This is a genomic window from Streptomyces sp. NPDC102270 (genome assembly GCF_044766405.1).
Classification (GTDB): Bacteria; Actinomycetota; Actinomycetes; order Streptomycetales; family Streptomycetaceae; genus Streptomyces.
Genome location: NZ_JBIWLX010000009.1, coordinates 393,523 through 407,268, shown reverse-complemented (window position 1 = coordinate 407,268; position 13,746 = coordinate 393,523). Strand labels below are relative to the sequence as shown.

The window sequence follows — 13,746 nt, the reverse complement described above, 5'->3', positions numbered from 1 at the left end:
TATGGAGCACGTCTCCGCTACGGCGGTCACCGATGCCGCAGGCATTGTGACGGGGTGGAGCGAGGGTGCCCGGCGTCTGACGGGACACACGGCCGAGGAGGTCGTGGGGCGGGCGGCCCGGGAGCTGCTCGCCGAGGACCCGCCGGGATCGGCCATGGCCGCGCTGAAGGGGACCGTCGCACTGCGGCACCGCGACGGTTCCCTCCACACGCTGGTCCTGGACGCGTGCCCCGTGCTGGGCGGCGACGGCACGCCGGCCGGATACGTGATCACGGGCCGCCGACCCGGTGCCGCCGAGTCGACCCTGGCCGGGCAGGCCTTCCAGCAGGCATCCATGTCGATGTCGGTCTTCGACGCACAGCAGCACTACGTGCGTCTCAACGACGTGGCCTGCCGGGTCATGGGAGTGTCGGAGGAAGCCCTGATCGGCCGCTTCTTCGCGGAGACCGTCGAGGACGCCGAACACAGCCGCGGGTTCCTGGCCAAACTGCGCCAGGTCGTCGAGACCGGCAGACCGGCCCGCTACGAGAGCTTCACGGGCGCCCCCGCACTCAACCACGAACACGCCTGGACCTGCGAGATGTGGCCCGTCCGCGACGACGGCTCCACGGAACCGATCGGCGTCGCCCTGGCCGCCTTCGACAGCAGCGACCAGTACTGGGCCCGGCAGCGACTGGCCCTGCTCAACGAGGCGGCGGCCACCATCGGCACCACCCTCGACGTGGTACGCACCGCCGAGGAACTCGTCGGACTCCTCGTGCCCCGCTACGCCGACTTCGCCAGCGTCGACCTCCTCGAATGGGTCCTGGGCGCGGACGAACCGCCCACCGTCCTGGAAGGCGACATCGCCCTGCGCCGCGTCGCGCACGGCTCCGCCCACGAGGGCACCCCCGAGGCCGCCGTCCGCCTGGGTGAGACGGACATCTACCTGGCCTCCTCACCTCCCGCGCGTGCGGTGAAGGAGGGCCGGGCCGCCCTCAGCCAGGCCGGCGAGCCCGACTTCATGCGCTGGGTCGCCGAACGCAACACCCGCGCCCCGGCCGGCCGCTCGTACCGCAAGGGCGTCCACTCCCTGCTCGCCGTGCCGCTCAGAGCCCGTGGCATCACCCTGGGCGTCGTGGTCGCCGTCCGCATCGCCCACCCCGACGACTTCGGCGGTGACGACGCCGTCCTCGGCGAGGAACTCGCCAGCCGGGCCGCCGTCTGCATCGACAACGCCCGCCGCTTCGCCCGCGAACGCACCACAGCACTGGCCCTGCAGAACAGCCTCCTGCCGCGCGGCCTGCCTGGACAGGCCGCGGTCGAGGTCGCCCACCGCTATCTGCCCTGCGGCTCGCTGGCCGGCATCGGCGGTGACTGGTTCGACGTCATCCCGCTCTCCGGCAGCCGCGTCGCCCTCGTCGTCGGTGACGTCGTCGGCCACGGCATCCCGTCCTCGGCGACCATGGGCCGCCTGTGCACGGCGGTGCGCACCCTCGCCGACGTCGACCTTCCCCCCGACGAGCTGCTCACCCACCTCGACGACCTGGTCACCCACCTCGCCTCGGACGACCGAGAGGACGACGCCGCCGAGCTGGGCGCCACCTGCCTCTACGCCGTCTACGATCCCGTCTCGCGCCGCCTCACCACGGCCGCCGCCGGCCACCCGCCGCCCGCCGTCGTCCTGCCCGACGGCACCGCGCACCTCGTCCCCCTGAGCGCGGGGCCCCCGCTCGGCGTCGGCGGACTGCCCTTCGAGGCCACGGAGATCGAACTGCCCGAGGGAGCCGTCGTGGCCCTCTACACCGACGGGCTGATCGAGGACCGGGACCGCGACGTCGACCACGCCACCGACGAACTCTGCCGCGCGCTGACGGCGAGGACCGACACCCTCGACGACCTGTGCGACACCGTCCTGAAGGCCGTACTGCCCGAAGAACCCGGCGACGACGTGGCCCTGCTGCTGGCCCGTACCCGGGCTCTCGGCGCGGACCGGGTCGCCACCTGGGATGTCGAGCCGGACCCCGTCCACGTGGCCGCGACCCGACAGGCCGCCACCGAGCAACTGACCGTCTGGGGACTGGAGGAGGCCTCCTTCGTCACCGAACTCGTCGTCAGCGAACTGGTCACGAACGCCATCCGCTACGGCGAACCGCCCATCCAGCTACGGCTGATCAGGGACCGCACGCTCATCTGCGAGGTGTCCGACGGCAGTTCCACCTCGCCGCACCTGCGGCGCGCCCACGCCTTCGACGAGGGCGGCCGCGGGCTGCTGCTGGTCGCCCAGCTCACCCAGCGCTGGGGGAGCCGGCAGACCGGCAGCGGCAAGACGATCTGGGCCGAACAGTCCCTGGAACCGCCCGACTTCTGATCACCGCGCTCACTGGAAGGAGCAGCCGGGGTTCGGCACGTCCTCCGAGTACGGCGAGCCGTGCGGGAGCACGTACAGCACCTCCAGGACCAGCGGGGTGGTGCCTTCGTTGCGGCCGAGGTGGACGTCGCCCGGACCGCCCGGCTCGCGCACGACGGTGCCCTGCGGATAGACGCCGTCACGGGCGCAGTCGGAGTGGTAGTGGCTGAGGGTGCCCTGCTTGACGTAGCCGCGGACGACGCCGTCGTGGTAGTGCCAGCCGGTCGTCTGGCCCGGCGGGACGGTGATCTCTCTGAGGACGTAGTCGGTGTCGCCCACGGTCTTCTGGGCGATCAGCGTGCCGGTCACTCCGGGGCCGGGCGGGGTCGCCTGGGCGGTGCCGCCGACGAAAACGGTGGCCGTGACCACCGCGCCGGACAGGGCGGTACGGAGCGCGATGCGCATACGGAAGGCCTCCTGGCTCGTGTGCGTGAGCGACGACGTGTCGCAGCGTCGCTGTGAACATAGAGGCCGGGAAGGCCCGCCGGGGCGGTATTCGGTGGATCTTCCGCTCAGGCCTCCTCGGCGGCGACCTGAGCCAGAGTCCGGCCGGTCCGCACCGAGCGTGCCCGGCGCGGATCTGGGGTGCCGTGTCCGTGCGCCCGTCCGTCGGCGCTCTTCACCAGCAGCCAGTTGTCCTCCCGGAAGCGGGTGAGCGCGTACGCGCCGCGCAGCTTCGTCCCGTGCAGCCGGAAGGTGGCGTGCCCGCCCTCCAGCGACCTGGCGAAGTCGACGGGACGCCCCTTCTTGTCGTGGCTGAGCGGCTCGTAGGTCCCGCGGTCCCAGACGATCACCGTGCCGCCGCCGTACTCGCCCCGAGGGATCACGCCCTCGAAGTCCTCGTACTCCAGTGGATGGTCCTCCGTCGGCACGGCGAGGCGTTTGTCCTTGGGTACGTCGGAGGGGCCCTTCGGGACCGACCAGGACTTCAGCACGTCGCCGACCTGGAGCCGGAAGTCGAAGTGCATCGTGCTGGCGTCGTGGATCTGCACGACGAACCGGGGCGCGGCACCCATGGAGGCCCGCCGCCCTTCCGGCTCCCGCGTGCGGACGAAGTCCCGCTTGCCGTGGTAGTCCCTCAGTCGCTCACTCACCTGCGGCTCCTTCCGGACCTCCCGGGTACCCCTCCCGGTGTTCAGAACTCCTCGTGCACCTCCGGGTCCCCGCCCAGGCGCCGGTGCTCACGGTCGCCGATCGCCGCCATCTCGGCCTCGGTCAGCTCGAAGCCGAACACGTCGAGGTTCGCGCGCTGCCGCTCGGGGTCGCCGGACTTCGGGATCGGCAGGGCGCCGAGCTGGACGTGCCAGCGCAGGATCACCTGGCCGGGCGTGACACCGTGCGCCTCGGCGACGCCGGCCACCGCCGGGTCCTCCAGGAGCTCCGAGCCCCGGCCCAGCGGGCTCCAGCTCTCGGTGACGATGCCCTTGCCGGCGTGGAAGGCGCGCAGCTCGTCCTGCGGGAACAGGGGATGCAGCTCGATCTGGTTGACGGACGGCAGGACCCCCGTCTCCTTCTCCAGCCGCTCGATGTGCGCGGCCGTGAAGTTGGAGACCCCGATCGACCGTACGAGACCGTCCTCGCGGAGCTTGATCATGGCTTTCCATGAATCGACGAACCTGTCGAGGCGGGGGAGCGGCCAGTGGATCAGATACAGGTCCACGTACTCCAGGCCGAGACGGGCGCGGGACTCCTCGAAGGAGGTCAGGGTCTCCTCGTAGCCGTGATGCCGGCCGGGCAGCTTCGTCGTGACGAGGATCTCCTCGCGCGGCACCCCGCCGGCGGCCACCCCACGGCCGACCCCGGTCTCGTTCCGGTAGTTCGTCGCCGTGTCGAGGAGCCGGTAGCCGCTCTCCAGGGCGGTGGCGACCGCCCGCTCCGCCTCGGCGTCGTCCATCGGCCAGGTGCCCAGACCCAGGGCGGGGATCTTCGTACCGTCGTTGAGCGTGTGTGTCGGGATGCTGATCACGTCCGGACCTTCCCTTGACTGTGTCGTCCCCCCAGCCTCACGGATAGGGTGAGCAATGATCAACCGGACGGGCGGGACGAGGGCAGCGGACGGCATGGGCGGCAGCGACGAGAAGCGGTCGGCGGGATCCGGGCGTCCCACGTCACGGGATGTCGCCCGGCTCGCCGGCGTGTCGCACACCGCCGTCTCCTTCGTGTTCAACGGCCGCGCCGAGGGCAACCTCTCGCCCGCCACCCAGGAACGCATCCGGCAGGCGGCCACCCGGCTCGGCTACCGCCCCGACCCCGTCGCCCGCGGCCTGCGCAGCCGCCGTACGGCCGTGATCGGCCTGGTCACCGACGAGATCGCCTCCTCGCCCTTCGCCGGCCGGCTGCTGCGCGGCGCCATGGAGACGGCCTGGGACAGGGACCACCTCGTCCTGACCGTCGATTCCGGCGGCGACCGTGCCAAGGAGGACGCGGCCGTCGCCGAACTCCTCGACCGACGCGTCGACGGGATCATCTACGCGGCCATGTCCCTGCGCCGCGTCCGCGTGCCCGAGGGCCTGCACCGCACCCACTCGGTCCTCGCCAACTGCCTGCCCGAAGACGACTCCCTGCCGTGCGTCGTCCCCGCCGAGCGGGCCGGCGGCCGTACGGCGGCCCGGTTGCTCCTCGACCAGGGGCACCGCAGGATCGCGCTGGTCGGGGGGCAACAGGACATCGCGTCCGTCGAACGGCTGCGCGGCTTCAGGGACGCCCTGCGCGCGGCGGGCGTCAACCTGCCCAAGGAGTGGGTGGTGCGCACCGGCGGCGAGATCTCCAGCGGCTACCAGGGCGCCGCCGGTCTGCTCGAAGGCGTCCCCGCCGAGCTGCGCCCGACGGGGATCTTCTGCTACAACGACCGGGTCGCCGCGGGCGCCCTGCACTGCGCGGCCCGCCTCGGCATCACGGTGCCCGATGAGCTGTCGGTGGTGGGCTACGACGACCAGGAGCACATGGCCGCCTATCTGTCCCCGCCTCTCACCACCGTCGCGCTGCCGCACCGGGAGATGGGCGAGGCCGCCGCACGTCTCCTCCTCGACGCCATCGACACCGGCCGCACGCCCCCCGCCACCGCACGGCGCATCGCCTGCCCGGTGGTCGGCCGGGGTTCGGTGGGACCGGCGCCGACGGAGTGAGGCGCGCCGAGCCGACCGAACTCACCGTCCGTTGACGAGAGCCCGGCACGCGACCTCGATCCCGTCCCCCGACACCGTCAGCTCGGCGGTGTCTCCGGGCCGCCGGTACACCCGCTCCGTGACCACCGCCCGCTCCCCGGCGAAGAGTTCGAGCAGGGAACCGTCGACGAGGACGCGCACGGTCAGTTCGCCTTCGGGGACCCGCACGACCAGAGGAGCGGAGCCGTCGGGCCTAGACCGGGGCCATCCCGAGCGGTCCAGCGTCACCGTGCCCGCCGCGGGGTCCAGCCGCACCGTCAGCTCGGCTCCCGAGGCCGCCCGCAGCAGGCTCACGTCGGCGGGCGAGCGTGCGGTCACCGTCAGGTCGTACGCGTCCGGGAGCGGTCCCGGGCCCAACGGCGCGGTGGAGTGCAGGAGTTCGAGCTCCGGTGCCGGTACCATCCGCAGTGAGCCGTCCTCGTGCACGTCCACGACCCGGGGTGCCGTGAGGACCCCGGCCCAGCCCGCCCGGTCGACGTCCTGCTGCGGGCGTGCCTCCCAGGACCAGCCCCACAGCAGCGCCCGGTCCCGCTCGGTGTCCTGGAGGACGGAGGGCGCGTAGAAGTCACGCCCCAGATCGAGGCGGCCGCCGAACCGGGGGGCGAACGTCGGCCCCGCGCCCGGAAGTTGTTCCAGTCGGCCCGTCACATAGGCCGTGCCCCGTGGGTCGCCGTCCCACAATGCCACCGACAGCACCCACTCGCCGCCGGGCGTCCGCGCCAGCTGCGGGCACTCCCACCCGGTCGCTCCCGGGCCGAAGGCCTCGGCCGTCACCGGATCCCGGCCGTTCAGCAACACTCCGGCGAACCGCCAGTCGTGCAGATCCTCGCAGTCGTACACCAGCACCGACGGCGTGCCGTCCGCGTGCCCGGCGCCCACGAGCGCCCAGCGGCGTCCGCCGAAGCGGAAGACGAACGGGTCGCGGAACATCGTCACGTCCAGGCCCGTCGGCGGACCGGACACCACCGGTACCGGAACCGGCTTCCACGTCACCAGATCGTCGTCCTGCGCCACCGCTAGGCAGACCGAGCCCAGCCCCGCATGGGTGCGGTCGACACCGGTGTACACGGCTGTCGGCACACCGTCGTCGTCCACCACGCACCCCGACCAGCAGCCCGCCTCGTCCGGACCGCCGGGCGTCGGGGTGAGCGCGACCGGATGGTGCTCCCAGTGCGCCAGGTCGGGGCTGGAGGCGTGGCCCCAGTGGACGTCGGCGTGCACCGGGGCGTTCGGGTTGTGCTGGTAGAAGAGGTGGAAGCGGTCGCGCCAACGGAAGGGCCCGTTGGGGTCGTTGACCCAGTTGGCGGGCGGACGGACCCGGAAACGCGGGGCGTCGGTGTCAGGGCTCAACGGTTGACTCCTGCGGAGGTGATGCCCTCGCGGAGAGGGCGCTGGCCGACGAGGAACACGGCGACGGCGGGGATCATGGAGAGCACGACACCGGCGAGGACCACCGAGATGGAACCGGTGCCGAGGTTGCCCTGGAGCGAGACCAGACCCAGCGGCAGCGTGTAGTTCTGGCCGGAGGTCTCCAGGATCAGAGGCCGGAAGAACTCGTTCCAGTGGTAGTTGAAGGCGAGGACGCCGACGATCGCGAGTCCGGGCGTGGCCAGCGGTGCGTACACGGACCGGAAGGTCCGCCACGGTCCGGCGCCGTCCAGCATCGCGGCCTCGCCCAGTTCCTTCGGCATGCCCAGGAAGTACTGGCGCATGAGGAAGGTGCCGAAGGCCGTCGGAAACGCCGGAACGATCAGACCGAGCAGGGTGTCCGTCAGGCTCATCGACTTGAGGACGAGGAACACCGGCACGATCGTGACCTGCAAGGGGACCATCATGGTCGCGAGCACCAGAGCGAACAGCGGCTTCTTGAAACGGAAGTCGAGCCGCGCGAACGCGTAGCCGGCGAGCCCCGCGGTGATCATCTGGCCCACCGCGACCAGAGCGGTCACGAGCGTGGAGTTGAGAGCGAGCAGCCACACGTCGATCTGGTCGAAGACCCCGCGGTACGAGTCGACCGTCGGGTGCGTCGGAATGATCTTCGGGGGCAGGTCGAAGGACTCGGCCGGGGTGCGCAGGGACGTCGAGACCGTCCAGATGACCGGCCCGAGGGTCAGCAGCGCGACGGCCGCGAGACCGGCGATCCGCGCCCAGGGGGCGAGCGAGTACCGCGCACGGCTCATGGACAAGGGTGCGGGGCTGGTCTTCAGGGGCGCTTGGCTCAAGGGACTCACCCGGCTCACTGGTAGTGGACGAAACGCCGGCTGAGCCGGAACTGGAGGGCGGTGACCGCCATGATCAGCACGAACAGCAGCACGCCCACCGCGGACGCCTCGCCGAAGCGCAGCTGCTCGAACGCCGACTCGTAGATGACCATCACGACGGTGCGCGTGGAGTCGCCGGGCCCGCCGTTGGTCAGGACGTACGGCTGCTCGAAGACCTGGAGCGCGTTGATGACCCCGACCACGGTCGCCACCAGCAGGGTCGGTGACAGCAGCGGCACCGTCACGTGCAGGTGCTTGCGCAGGCCGGTCGCCCCGTCCAGGGAGGCGGCCTCGTGGATCTCCTTGGGGATGTTGTTCAGGCCGCCCACGAACAGCAGGAACGAGAAGCCGAACTGCTGCCAGACGTAGACCAGGATCACCGCCGCCATCGCCGAGTTCTCGGACGTCAGCCACGGCACGGGGGCGATCCCGATCAGTCCGAGCGCCCAGTTCACGACCCCGAAGTCCTGGTTGAACAGGTACTTCATCACCACCGAGATCGACGCCGCCGACAGCACCAGCGGGAAGAAGAACGCGGAGCGGAACACCGAGCGCAGCCACACCGGCATCCGCCCGTTCACCGAGAGCGCCAGCGTGAGGGCGACCAGGAGCTGCAACGCCACCGCGAGCACCATGAAGACGAGCGTGTTGCGGAAGGAGACCAGGACGGTCGAATCGGTGAAGACCTCACGGTAGTTGGCGGCCCCGGCCCACTCGGGGGAGTCGATCACGTTCCAGTGGAAGAGGCTCAGCACGACCGAGCCGACGATCGGCACGACCGTGAAGACCACGATGCCGACGATGGTGGGCGTCAGGAACAGCGTGGCCAGCAGGCGACTGCCGCGGTCCTTGCCCGAGGGCCGCGCGATGCCGGTGCCGTTGGCGGTCACGGTAGCGGTCGCGGGCCGCGACGGCCGTACGGTGGGAATCCGGGTGTTCGTCATACGTCACGCTCCATGGCCTTCTCCAGATCGCCCTGCATCCGGCGCAGCGCGGGGCCCACCGAGCGCCGCGAGGACAGGGCGGTCCCGGTGTGCTTGAGCAGCACCTGCTCGACCTCGGCGACCTGCGGCGGCGCGGGGATCGGCCCGGTGTCGGGGAACTTGTCGAGGGTGTCGTAGAAGACCTGCCAGTGCCGCGGGCCCATCTCCCGGTAGCGGTCCGCTGTGAGCATCGAACGGCGGGCCGGGGTCGTCTGGTTGGTTTCGAACAGCCGCATCAGGGTGTCCCTGCGGGCCGCGAACTTGATGAACTCCCACGCCGCGTCCTGCTTCTTCGAGGTGCGCAGCAGGGCGTAACCGGCGGCGCCGAACTGCATGCGCTGGGTGCGCCAGCGGGGGAAGTACTGGACGTCGAAGCTCCCGGGCTGCATGCCCGCCAGGTGCAGACCGCCCGCCCAGAAGCCGCCGGCGGGGGTGACGCCGACCCGGCCCGTGGAGAACACCCCGATGAGGTTCTGGCCGTTGCCGCCCTCGGGGCGGGTGCACAGGTCCTCCTGGATCAGGGAGGCGAGATAGTCGTACGACTCCTCGACCCGCGCGTCCGTGGCCTGCGGGGTGGTCCACCGGAAGCCACCCCCGCGGCCCTGACGCTCGGCGCTCGGGTAGAAGCCGTCCCACAGCCACGCGCCGCCCGGCGCCTTGGACTCGGCGAGCAGGTTGGTGCCGTTGGCGAACAGCCAGGGGACGACCCCGCCCCACAGACGGTTGGTCCAGAAGTACGGGGTGAACTGCGAGCCGCTGGACTTCTTCATGTCCCGCAGGAGCTCGGTGAAGTCGTCGCGGGTCCAGTCGGCCGCCGGGAAGCCCGCGCCCGCCCGCTTCAGCACCTGGCTGTTCAGGTAGACGTCGGCCGCGTTGAACTCGACCGGCAGCTGGTAGAGGCTGCCCTCGTACATCATCGACTCCACCAGCGAGGGATGGACGTCGGCGAAGTACTCGCGCAGTTCGGCGGCGTCCCGCTGCACCCACTTGTCGAGGGCGACGCCCAGCCGCCGGGCGAAGAGCTGGACGCCCTCGGTGGCGACATAGACGAGGTCGGGGGCGGTGCCCGCCGCGATCTGGGTGAGGATCTTCGCGAAGAAGTCCGACCAGTCCGTGGCCTGTACCGCGTTGATCCGCAGCTTGATGTCGGGGTGGACCTTCTTGAAGCCCTCGGTGAGGGTGCGGATCGCCTCCGGTCCGTAGGCGGGGCCGAGGGTGGCGACGACGAGGGAGCCGTCGTCGCGGCCGGGGATGTCGGCTCCGGTGAGCCGGTCCCAGCTCGCGGCGGTACCGGCGAGCGCGGCGGCGCCCGCGCCATAGGTGCCGTACCGCAACAGGGTGCGACGGGTGACGTGCGAGTCGGTCATCCACAGGGCCTAACTCGTGTTAGTCAGAGTCTGATGCCCCAGATGATGGGAAGCGGGTCATGGCGCTGTCAAGGCTCGTGAACACATCACCTTTAACGAGTTAGGTCTTTCGCCGACGAGGTCCGGGTACGGGCACTCCTCGGAGGCGCTCGGCTAGCTGGTCGACACCTGACTCGCGGCTGAGAGCTCAGCCTCCGAGGACGTGGGCGGTGCCGCCGTCCGCGGCCAGGGCGGCGGCGATCTGCCGATGCGCCTGCCGGCGCTCCTCGTCGGGCACGGGCGGCAGGAGTTCTTCCCACACCGCGAGGAGGGTGCCGCGCAGCTGCAGCAGCCCCGCGGGGCGGGCGAGCAGCCAGAAGTGGAGGTGGGCGGCTCCGTCGCCCCAGCGGTTGACGTGGACGCGGGCGACGCCGTCCAGGCCGAGCACCGCGCGTTCGGCCCGCTGGAGGAGGGGGCCTAGTTCGGCGGCTCGCTCGGTGGGCAGATCGCCCAGGTCGTAGTGGCCGCGAGGCTGGAGCATCACGACCGCCGGGAGCCGGGACTCGGTTCCGACCGCGTCCAGCCGCCAGTGATCGTCGGCCCAGAGGGATTGCGTCACCGGCTTGAGGCACGTACGGCACTCGTCGGGGCGGCTCCCGCCCTGACGAGCGGGTTCGGGCAGAACGGGAGGGTGCAGGGGCTTGACCCGTAGGTCACCCTCGAAGGGGAAGGTCTCCCAGTCGGCCACCGAGTCGGCAGGCAGGGGCAGCCGTTCGCCCGCCGGCAGGCGTCGGACGAAGGCGCTGGGGTCCTGAGGCGTTGAGGCGGTGACCACGATGGGCAGTCAACCATGGGTGACGGACCCCGTGGGGCACGTCACCCCGGACAGGTACGGACGCCGGCGAACATCGGAGCACGCATGACGACGGACAAGGGCACGGCGGAGCGGGACGCGGGCATCGAGGTGAACCCGGTCGCCGGGCACATCGGTGCCGAGATCACGGGGGTCGAAGTGTCGGGTGACCTCGACGACTCGGTGGTCGCCGCGATCCGGGCCGCGGTGCTGCGGTGGAAGGTGGTGTTCTTCCGGGGACAGCAGCTCGATCACACCGGGCACGTGGCGTTCGCTCGGAAGTTCGGTGAGCCCGTCGTCCTGCGCAGGCGCGGCAGTGCCTCGCCCGCCGGCTTCCCGGAGGTGGAGACGACCGCCGACCGCCTGGAGCTGGGCGGGAAGTTCGGCATGGAGCACGAGGAGTGGCTGCAGCGCCGACGGCACACGCTGCTGCGCGGCTGGCACTGCGACCACGGTGCCCGGATCGACCCGCCCGCGGCGACGATCCTGCGCGCCGAGACCGTGCCGCCGTACGGCGGCGACACCCAGTGGTCCAACCTCGCCGCCGCCTACGCCGGACTGTCCGCGCCGGTGCGGGAGTTCGTGGACGGCCTGCGCGTGGAGCACCGCCTCGGCGTCGGCTACCAGCCCCGGCCGGGCGACGACGCCTACCTCCGGCACCTCCTGGACCACCAGGTGGCCTCCCTGCACCCGCTGGTGCGGGTCCACCCCGAGACAGGGGAGCGGATCCTCTACGTCAACGGCTACTACGTCGAGCAGATCGCCGACCTCTCCCGCGCCGAGAGCCGGGCCGTCCTCGACATGCTCCTCGAACAGGCGGTCCGCCCCGAGTACACGGTCCGCTTCCGCTGGGAGCCGGGCAGCGTGGCCTTCTGGGACAACCGCGCCACCATCCACCTGGCGCCCGGTGACAACGCCCACCTCGGATTTCCCCGCACCATGCATCGCGTGATGCTGGCGGGGGACGTGCCGGTGGGGGTGGACGGGAAGCCGTCGGAGGCGGTGACGGGGACGGAGGTGGGGCGTTGGTGACGGGGGTGGGCTGCGGGGGTGGTGCCGGGTGGGCGGATCGGGGGTGCGGGCCGGGCGTTCGTGGGCTGTGATCGAGGTCGGTCGTGAGCTTGCGAGGCTGCGTCGCGGAGGGTGGTGACCGGGTGGGTCGGCTCAGGGCTTTGGGCGGTGCGGTCCTGAGCGATCGTGGGCTGTGCCATGTCGACGGTGGGCCAGCGAGGTTGCGTTGCATGAGGCGGTGTCGGATGGGCCGTCTCGGGGATGCCGGACGTGCGTCTCGGTGGATCAGCGGCGGCGGTCCATGACGGCCGTCGCTGGAGAGGCCCCCCTGGCAGGGGCGGTGTCGGACCGGTCGCCTTGCGAGGTCGGTGGCTCGGTGCGGGTGATGGTGGGCTGTGTGGCTCACGGTTCGCCCTGTGTCGGCTGCCGGGAGGTGGTCGATGTGCCTGTGCAATGGGGGCTGAGCGGCCCTTGGCGCCGTCGGGTTGCCAAGCCCCCTCACGGGACGGTGCCTGATCGGCCGCCTTGTGGGGTCGGCTGTCGGTCCGTGTCGTCGTCGGCATCCGAGAGGGGGCACGGCAGCAGGGGCCGGTGGCGTGTCCGATCCGTTGGTGTGCGAGGCGGCGCCCGATCGGGCGGCACCCCGGCTGAGCCGACCGCCCGTCACCCGTTCCGTCGGTCTATGCGCCCGGTCGCCACCCCAGCGCCGGGCCCAGCTTGGTCGCCATGTCGGAGAGGATCTGTACGTAGTCCTCGTGCTCGAAGGTGAACGGCAGTGCGAAGGCCACCTCGTCCACCTCACGGAACGCGGCGTGCGCGTGCAGCCGTTCGGTGATCTCCTCCGACGTGCCGACGATGTCCGGCGCGAACATCAACCGCGCCGGACCCTGCGGTGCCGCGGTACGAGGGGTGCGCTTCGCCGCGTACTCCTCGTACCGCGCCCGCTGCTCCGCCGACGCCGAATCGGTGGGGATCACCACGAGACCCTGGGACACCCGGGCCGCCTCACCGTCCGGATGCGCGGCGCGGAAGGCGCGGATGTGCGACAACTGGATCTCCGCGAAGTCGTACGGCCCCTCCGGACTTTCCGCCTTGACGACGCTGCTGGTCAGGAAGTTCATGCCGTGCTCACCGGCCCAGCGCGCCGAGCTCACGCTGCCGCCGCCGTACCAGAGCCGTCGGCCGAGGCCCGGCGAGTGCGGCTGCACCCGGTCCGAGAAGACCTCGAAGCCCTGCACCCCGCTGAAGTCGCTGGCCGGCTCGCCGCGCACGAGGTCCAGCAGCCGCCGTACCCGCTCGTAGGAGAAGTCCTCGGTGTCGGCCGTGTCCGGGTACAGCGCCCCCTTGACCTCGTCGAAGTGCGTCGGCGGACCCACGCTCACGCCGGGGTTGATCCGGCCGCCGGACAGGATGTCCACGGTCGCCAGGTCCTCGGCCAGCCGCAGCGGGTTCTCCCAGCCGAGCGGGATCACCGCCGTGCCGAGCTCGATGCGGCTGGTGCGCTGCGAGGCCGCCGCCATGACGGCGACGGGGGACGAGATGCCGTACTGGAGGTGCCGGTGGCGCAGCCACGCGCTGTCGAAGCCGAGCCGTTCGCCCAGCTCGATGATCTCCAGCGTGGACTCGTGCCCGCGCCGCGGATCCGCCTCGTCGAACAGGCCGATGGTCAGGAAGCCCAGCTTGCGCAGGGGGCGGGGGGTCGGCGGCACGGGCTCCTCCGGGTTGTTTGACGTATCAAG

12 protein-coding genes are annotated in these 13,746 nt (G+C 71.4%); 3 read left to right on the top strand and 9 right to left on the bottom strand.

Annotated elements, in window-relative coordinates; all coding sequences use genetic code 11:
• The first annotated feature begins 1 nt into the window (after window position 1).
• Complete coding sequence (locus ACIRP7_RS21455) at window positions 2-2,350, top strand: SpoIIE family protein phosphatase (protein WP_403661663.1); 2,349 nt, start codon at window positions 2-4, stop codon at window positions 2,348-2,350.
• Between the two features lie 9 nt (window positions 2,351-2,359).
• On the opposite strand, the gene ACIRP7_RS21450 is transcribed toward ACIRP7_RS21455, so the two are convergent.
• The 3 genes from ACIRP7_RS21450 to ACIRP7_RS21440 form a co-directional block, all read right to left on the bottom strand.
• Window positions 2,360-2,794 (bottom strand): cupin domain-containing protein, encoded by a 435-nt coding sequence (locus tag ACIRP7_RS21450; protein ID WP_352389836.1) that lies wholly within the window; start codon window positions 2,792-2,794, stop codon window positions 2,360-2,362.
• A gap of 107 nt (window positions 2,795-2,901) precedes the next feature.
• Window positions 2,902-3,483 (bottom strand): DNA polymerase ligase N-terminal domain-containing protein, encoded by a 582-nt coding sequence (locus tag ACIRP7_RS21445; RefSeq protein WP_403661660.1) that lies wholly within the window; start codon window positions 3,481-3,483, stop codon window positions 2,902-2,904.
• A 41-nt stretch (window positions 3,484-3,524) separates the two neighbouring features.
• Complete coding sequence (locus ACIRP7_RS21440) at window positions 3,525-4,355, bottom strand: aldo/keto reductase (RefSeq protein ID WP_403661657.1); 831 nt, start codon at window positions 4,353-4,355, stop codon at window positions 3,525-3,527.
• 94 nt (window positions 4,356-4,449) lie between these two features.
• Between ACIRP7_RS21440 and ACIRP7_RS21435 the strand changes: the two genes are divergently transcribed.
• Window positions 4,450-5,514, top strand: coding sequence for a LacI family DNA-binding transcriptional regulator (locus ACIRP7_RS21435; protein ID WP_403661790.1), 1,065 nt, complete (start codon window positions 4,450-4,452; stop codon window positions 5,512-5,514).
• Between the two features lie 21 nt (window positions 5,515-5,535).
• On the opposite strand, the gene ACIRP7_RS21430 is transcribed toward ACIRP7_RS21435, so the two are convergent.
• The 5 genes from ACIRP7_RS21430 to ACIRP7_RS21410 form a co-directional block, all read right to left on the bottom strand.
• Entirely contained in the window at window positions 5,536-6,903 is a 1,368-nt protein-coding gene (locus tag ACIRP7_RS21430) for a glycoside hydrolase family 32 protein (protein ID WP_403661654.1), read from the bottom strand.
• Window positions 6,900-7,733 carry a carbohydrate ABC transporter permease gene (locus ACIRP7_RS21425; protein ID WP_403661651.1) on the bottom strand — a complete coding sequence of 278 codons (834 nt, stop codon included), beginning with the start codon at window positions 7,731-7,733 and terminating at the stop codon, window positions 6,900-6,902. The genes ACIRP7_RS21430 and ACIRP7_RS21425 overlap by 4 nt, the downstream gene beginning before the upstream one ends.
• Before the next feature lie 56 nt (window positions 7,734-7,789).
• Window positions 7,790-8,758, bottom strand: a complete 969-nt coding sequence (locus ACIRP7_RS21420) for a carbohydrate ABC transporter permease (protein ID WP_403661648.1) — start codon at window positions 8,756-8,758, stop codon at window positions 7,790-7,792.
• Entirely contained in the window at window positions 8,755-10,164 is a 1,410-nt protein-coding gene (locus tag ACIRP7_RS21415; protein ID WP_403661645.1) for an extracellular solute-binding protein, read from the bottom strand. Before ACIRP7_RS21415 ends, ACIRP7_RS21420 begins: the two co-directional genes overlap by 4 nt.
• A 187-nt stretch (window positions 10,165-10,351) precedes the next feature.
• On the bottom strand, window positions 10,352-10,978 hold the full coding sequence (locus ACIRP7_RS21410) for a hypothetical protein (protein ID WP_403661642.1): 627 nt from the start codon (window positions 10,976-10,978) through the stop codon (window positions 10,352-10,354).
• Between the two features lie 84 nt (window positions 10,979-11,062).
• Between ACIRP7_RS21410 and ACIRP7_RS21405 the strand changes: the two genes are divergently transcribed.
• Complete coding sequence (locus ACIRP7_RS21405; RefSeq protein WP_403661639.1) at window positions 11,063-12,028, top strand: TauD/TfdA dioxygenase family protein; 966 nt, start codon at window positions 11,063-11,065, stop codon at window positions 12,026-12,028.
• Window positions 12,029-12,687: 659 nt separating this feature from the next.
• Here ACIRP7_RS21405 and ACIRP7_RS21400 read toward each other — a convergent pair.
• On the bottom strand, window positions 12,688-13,716 hold the full coding sequence (locus tag ACIRP7_RS21400) for an LLM class flavin-dependent oxidoreductase (RefSeq protein WP_403661636.1): 1,029 nt from the start codon (window positions 13,714-13,716) through the stop codon (window positions 12,688-12,690).
• Window positions 13,717-13,746 lie beyond the last annotated feature (30 nt).

Coding starts and splice junctions, on each gene's coding strand:
- ACIRP7_RS21455 (WP_403661663.1), top strand. CDS start 2: ATGGAGCACGTCTCCGCTACGGCGGTCACCGATGCCGCAGGCATTGTG.
- ACIRP7_RS21450 (WP_352389836.1), bottom strand. CDS start 2,794: ATGCGCATCGCGCTCCGTACCGCCCTGTCCGGCGCGGTGGTCACGGCC.
- ACIRP7_RS21435 (WP_403661790.1), top strand. CDS start 4,450: ATGGGCGGCAGCGACGAGAAGCGGTCGGCGGGATCCGGGCGTCCCACG.
- ACIRP7_RS21425 (WP_403661651.1), bottom strand. CDS start 7,733: ATGAGCCGTGCGCGGTACTCGCTCGCCCCCTGGGCGCGGATCGCCGGT.
- ACIRP7_RS21420 (WP_403661648.1), bottom strand. CDS start 8,758: ATGACGAACACCCGGATTCCCACCGTACGGCCGTCGCGGCCCGCGACC.
- ACIRP7_RS21415 (WP_403661645.1), bottom strand. CDS start 10,164: ATGACCGACTCGCACGTCACCCGTCGCACCCTGTTGCGGTACGGCACC.
- ACIRP7_RS21405 (WP_403661639.1), top strand. CDS start 11,063: ATGACGACGGACAAGGGCACGGCGGAGCGGGACGCGGGCATCGAGGTG.